This is a genomic window from Pseudochrobactrum sp. AO18b (assembly GCF_000409565.1).
GTDB lineage: Bacteria > Pseudomonadota > Alphaproteobacteria > Rhizobiales > Rhizobiaceae > Pseudochrobactrum > Pseudochrobactrum saccharolyticum.
Genome location: NZ_ANNO01000187.1, coordinates 1 through 4379, shown reverse-complemented (window position 1 = coordinate 4379; position 4379 = coordinate 1). Strand labels below are relative to the sequence as shown.

Below are 4379 nucleotides of genomic sequence, written 5' to 3'. Positions count from 1 at the left end.
TTGTCCCCGGAGCCAGTTCCAGCTGGGATTCAACCATTGGCAGCGGCTCGGCAGCTTTGCCTTCTGCATTCTGCGCCTGCGCGTCTGTTTTCGGAGCCTGTCCCGGAATATCCGATTGAGCTGTTTCAGTTTCTGCTGTATCGGGTGCCTTGTTGATTTTATAGACAACTGCAGCCAGCACCGCCATAAGACCTATCACCATAATGGCGATTGATATAATCAGCAGGCGAACCATTTTACGACGCACACGTTCCATAGCCGGATCGAGTTGAGGCTCCTGATACGTCTGAGCAGCATATTGCTGCTGTTCCGGGTGCTCTTGATAATAGTGGTCCTGCATTAAGGTCTCCGATTACTGATATCGCGAGGCGTGATAACGAAGGGAAGAGACGATTGAAAGAGCTAATTGCCGACGCAGATGCCGCAGGGAAGCGGCTGGATCAGTGGCTTGCTTCTCAACTCACGCCTGATCTTTCACGAAATCGCATCCAATCACTCATAAGTGCCGGCCATGTACAGGTAGACAACCGGACTGTGAGTGAGCCTAAGCACAAATTGCGCGAAGGTTCAACGATTGTACTGCACATTCCGGAAGCCGAACCCGCTGAACCACAGCCGGAAGACATTCCGCTTGATCTCCTTTATGAAGATAATGACATAATTGTGGTCAACAAGCCTGCCGGACTGGTTGTACACCCGGGAAATGGCAACTGGACCGGAACTTTGGTTAACGCTTTGATACATCATTGCGGTGACAGCCTCTCCGGTATCGGCGGCGTCAAACGTCCGGGCATTGTTCACCGGCTGGATAAAGACACATCCGGCGTGCTGGTTGTCGCCAAACATGACAAGGCGCATCAGAACTTAAGCGCACAATTTGCCGATCACGGTCGGAACGGCATGCTGGAACGTGCCTATATGGCATTGGTCTGGGGTATGCCTGAGCGTCCTGCCGGTACAATTGATGCCCATCTCGGCCGCTCACATCGTGACCGCACCAAACAGGCGGTGGTACGTGAAGACCGTGAAGATGCCCGCTACGCCATTACCCATTATACAATTGAAGAGCGTTTCGGTGAGAACAGCGATGCCACAGCACTCGCTTCCCTCGTAGAGTGCCGCCTTGAAACCGGTCGTACCCATCAGATCCGTGTGCATATGGCACATATCGGCCATCCGCTGATCGGCGATAGTGAATATGGCGGCGCTTATAAAACCAAGGCCAACCGTCTGACTGACGAACTGAAAACAACCGTACAGAATTTCCATCGTCAGGCACTGCATGCACGGTTGCTGGCTTTTGAACATCCGATGACCGGTGAATTTATGGAATTCACGGCTGACATACCGGAAGATATGCAGATTCTGCTCGAAGCCTTCCGCCATGGCGGTCTTAAAGCGGATTAAAACCTGTCCGCCATATTAAATAATTGTAACAATCGGGAGCGACAGCATGTTTGCTCCCGGTTGTTTTTTCCTTACAGACATTCCGCCACAATAATATTATTGATTTTCAATATGTTAATTAAAAAACGCTTCTAAAATTTAATTCTGTAGTCATTTTGATAAAATTCTCGTGTTTTGTCACTTTGACCGTGTTTTCGCCTAAATTCTTCCTATATACTCACTTTATGCGACGAACTGTCTGAAATGGTTATCATACAGACGCGGGTTCGCCTCAATGGGAACCTGTCACAAAAAGGAGGGTGCTATATGGCCCGTGCAACTTTACCGGCTATCACCGCAGGTGATGGTGGTCTGACACGATATCTCGATGAAATCCGCCGCTTCCCGATGCTTCAGCCTCAGGAAGAATATATGCTTGCCAAACGCTATAGCGAGCATGCTGATCCGGAAGCCGCCCATAAGCTTGTTACCAGTCACCTGCGTCTTGTGGCCAAGATTGCCATGGGGTATCGCGGCTACGGCCTGCCGATCGGTGAAGTGATCTCTGAAGGCAATGTCGGCCTGATGCAGGCTGTCAAACGTTTTGAACCGGAACGCGGCTTCCGTCTCGCCACCTATGCTATGTGGTGGATCAAGGCCTCGATTCAGGAATATGTGCTGCGGTCGTGGAGCCTTGTCAAAATGGGCACCACCGCAAACCAGAAGCGCCTGTTCTTTAACCTGCGTAAGGCTAAGAATAAGATTCAGGCGCTGGATGACGGCGATCTGAACCCTGAACAGGTGAAAGAAATTGCTCACCGCCTGAGCGTTTCTGAGGAAGAAGTCGTATCCATGAACCGCCGTATGAGCGGCGACGCATCGCTGAACGCGCCGATCCGTGCTTCGGAAGGTGAAAGCGGTGAATGGCAGGACTGGCTGGTGGATGACAGCGCCTCTCAGGAACAGGTTCTGATTGACGAAGACGAGCTCAACAGCCGCCGCACCATGCTTGAATCAGCAATGTCCAAGCTCAATGACCGCGAACGCCGGATTTTTGAAGCCCGTCGTCTGGCAGAGGAACCGGTTACGCTTGAAGATTTGTCGACCGAATTCGGCATCAGCCGTGAGCGTGTCCGTCAGATTGAAGTCCGAGCTTTTGAAAAAGTACAGGAGGCTGTTATGGCCTCTGCGGAAGCTGCATAAAAGCGGATATCCCGTTTAGCATCCGGCATAAAACAAAACCGCCCTGTACAAAGTACAAGGCGGTTTTTTTGTTATCACAGAGCATAGCATGTTGAAGCTTCATAACACGCTCTTGCCCTGTTTATTCTTATCAGTTGGCTGCCGGTGCTGTGTTGCCCCAGCTTTTCAGCACTTCATCAAAGACCTTATCACCCGGCACACCTTTTTCGATGCTGATCAGCGCACGGCGACCATTGCGATAGGTAATCGGAATATCAATCCATTGCTGACGGCGCATCAGCGACAGGTTCATATCAACAGCCGTACGGGCATCATTCAGCGCCACAAGGAAGAAGTTATCCGCGATTTTCATCGGAATAGCTGCCAGCGGATTACCTGCTGCCTGTTCGGAATCCTTGAAGGTCACGCGCTGCACATTCTCAATCACGCCGCCGTCGAAATCATCCGGCACTGTATAGATCATCTCGATCAGATGACTTGCAGGAATTGACTGATCCGCATTGCGGCGCAGGGTCATGCGCAGATTGATCTTTCTGTCCGGATAGCTGACATCGGCACGGATTGCCGGTTCATCCGGCACACCTTCGCCCGGTGAATCCTGCACCACCGACCAGACAACATTACCCTTGATTGCAGCCGATGTTTCACCACCGCGCTGTTCTTCGTAGAAGAAAGCCGGCTGTCCGACCGGAATAGTCTGCGCCTGTGTATTCGTGTTAGCCGCAGGCTGACCATTGGTCGCCGGAGCAGTCCCTGTCACCGGTGCATTGGAGGTACCCTCACCAACTGTCGGCTTGTCGCCGGAAGTTCCTGCATCCACTTCACTGCCATCCGGCAGCAAACGCTGGGTCAGTTTCTGCTCGCCTTCTGGCTTGGTCTGTGCCGGTGTTGTGTTGCTATCAGCATTACCGCCACTGTCATTATTCGTTGCAGGTGGTGTTGTCTCCGGCGGTGTTGTTGTTCCGGTGTCCGGTTCATCACCGGCATCTTCGCCTGCATCTGTCCCCTCACCGCTATCCGTTGAACCGGCTGTGAGCGAAGAAACATAATCCTTAATCTGATCCTGATATGTCCAGCCTGCATAACCGGCACCGCCAAGCAGCAGAACTGCAATCAGTCCGGCAATCAGCCCTTTGGAGCTGCGGCTGCGCGGTTCTTCATCATAATCATTATAAGAGGAGCGCTCGGTAAAACCGGATGTGTCATCACGGTCATTCTGCCAGTCATCCTGCGGATTGCCATGCAATGTGCTGTCATGCGGATCATCCGGCAAGACAGAAGGTTCTGCATTTTGCTCATCAGCAACACCGGCTTCCTGAACTGCTTTCAGAAAATCTTCCAGCGGATCAGTCGCCTGCTCCGGTTGCGCAGCTTCTTCAGCAGCGCGCTCGGCAGCACGGTAATCGGTTTCAACTTCTTCAATCGCCGCTTCGAGCATCTGGCGCTGACGCTGGGCAACCGCGTCCGGCGCATTTGCAGCCGTAAGCTTCTGCTCGATCGTGGAGCGGGCCTTCGCATAGACACGCTGACGAAGCGCCTGATCAGGATTTTCCTGAGCATCAATTGTCTTTTTCAGTACCGCTGCAAAATCTGCCATACTCTTCCAAATCCGTTACTGGCGACTGAATCTGCCTCTCCAAGCGCTTTTGCACAGCGCCATATCAGCCTATTCATGAGAAAATCAGATGAAATCTGAATGTTTTATTAAACATAAGTCTTAACGAATGCAAAGTTTACTGTGTAATTCAACACCTTACAGACGAACATAAACGATAAAATACCGTTAAAAA

At 51.6% G+C, this 4379-nt stretch carries 4 protein-coding genes; 2 read left to right on the top strand and 2 right to left on the bottom strand.

What is annotated here, in order from left to right:
- A partial coding sequence (locus A918_RS22025) for a hypothetical protein (RefSeq protein WP_033315976.1) occupies positions 1-340 on the bottom strand: 340 nt, incomplete at its 3' end.
- A gap of 53 nt (positions 341-393) precedes the next feature.
- Here A918_RS22025 and A918_RS0107975 point away from each other — a divergent pair.
- Positions 394-1407, top strand: coding sequence for an RluA family pseudouridine synthase (locus A918_RS0107975; RefSeq protein ID WP_033315975.1), 1014 nt, complete (start codon positions 394-396; stop codon positions 1405-1407).
- Positions 1408-1713: 306 nt separating this feature from the next.
- Complete coding sequence (gene rpoH, locus A918_RS0107970) at positions 1714-2589, top strand: RNA polymerase sigma factor RpoH (protein WP_022710551.1); 876 nt, start codon at positions 1714-1716, stop codon at positions 2587-2589.
- Between the two features lie 130 nt (positions 2590-2719).
- Here the strand turns inward: rpoH and A918_RS0107965 are convergent, their stop codons facing one another.
- A complete protein-coding gene (locus A918_RS0107965) occupies positions 2720-4186 on the bottom strand; it encodes a hypothetical protein (protein ID WP_022710550.1) in 1467 nt (488 codons plus the stop codon).
- Positions 4187-4379: the final 193 nt, after the last annotated feature.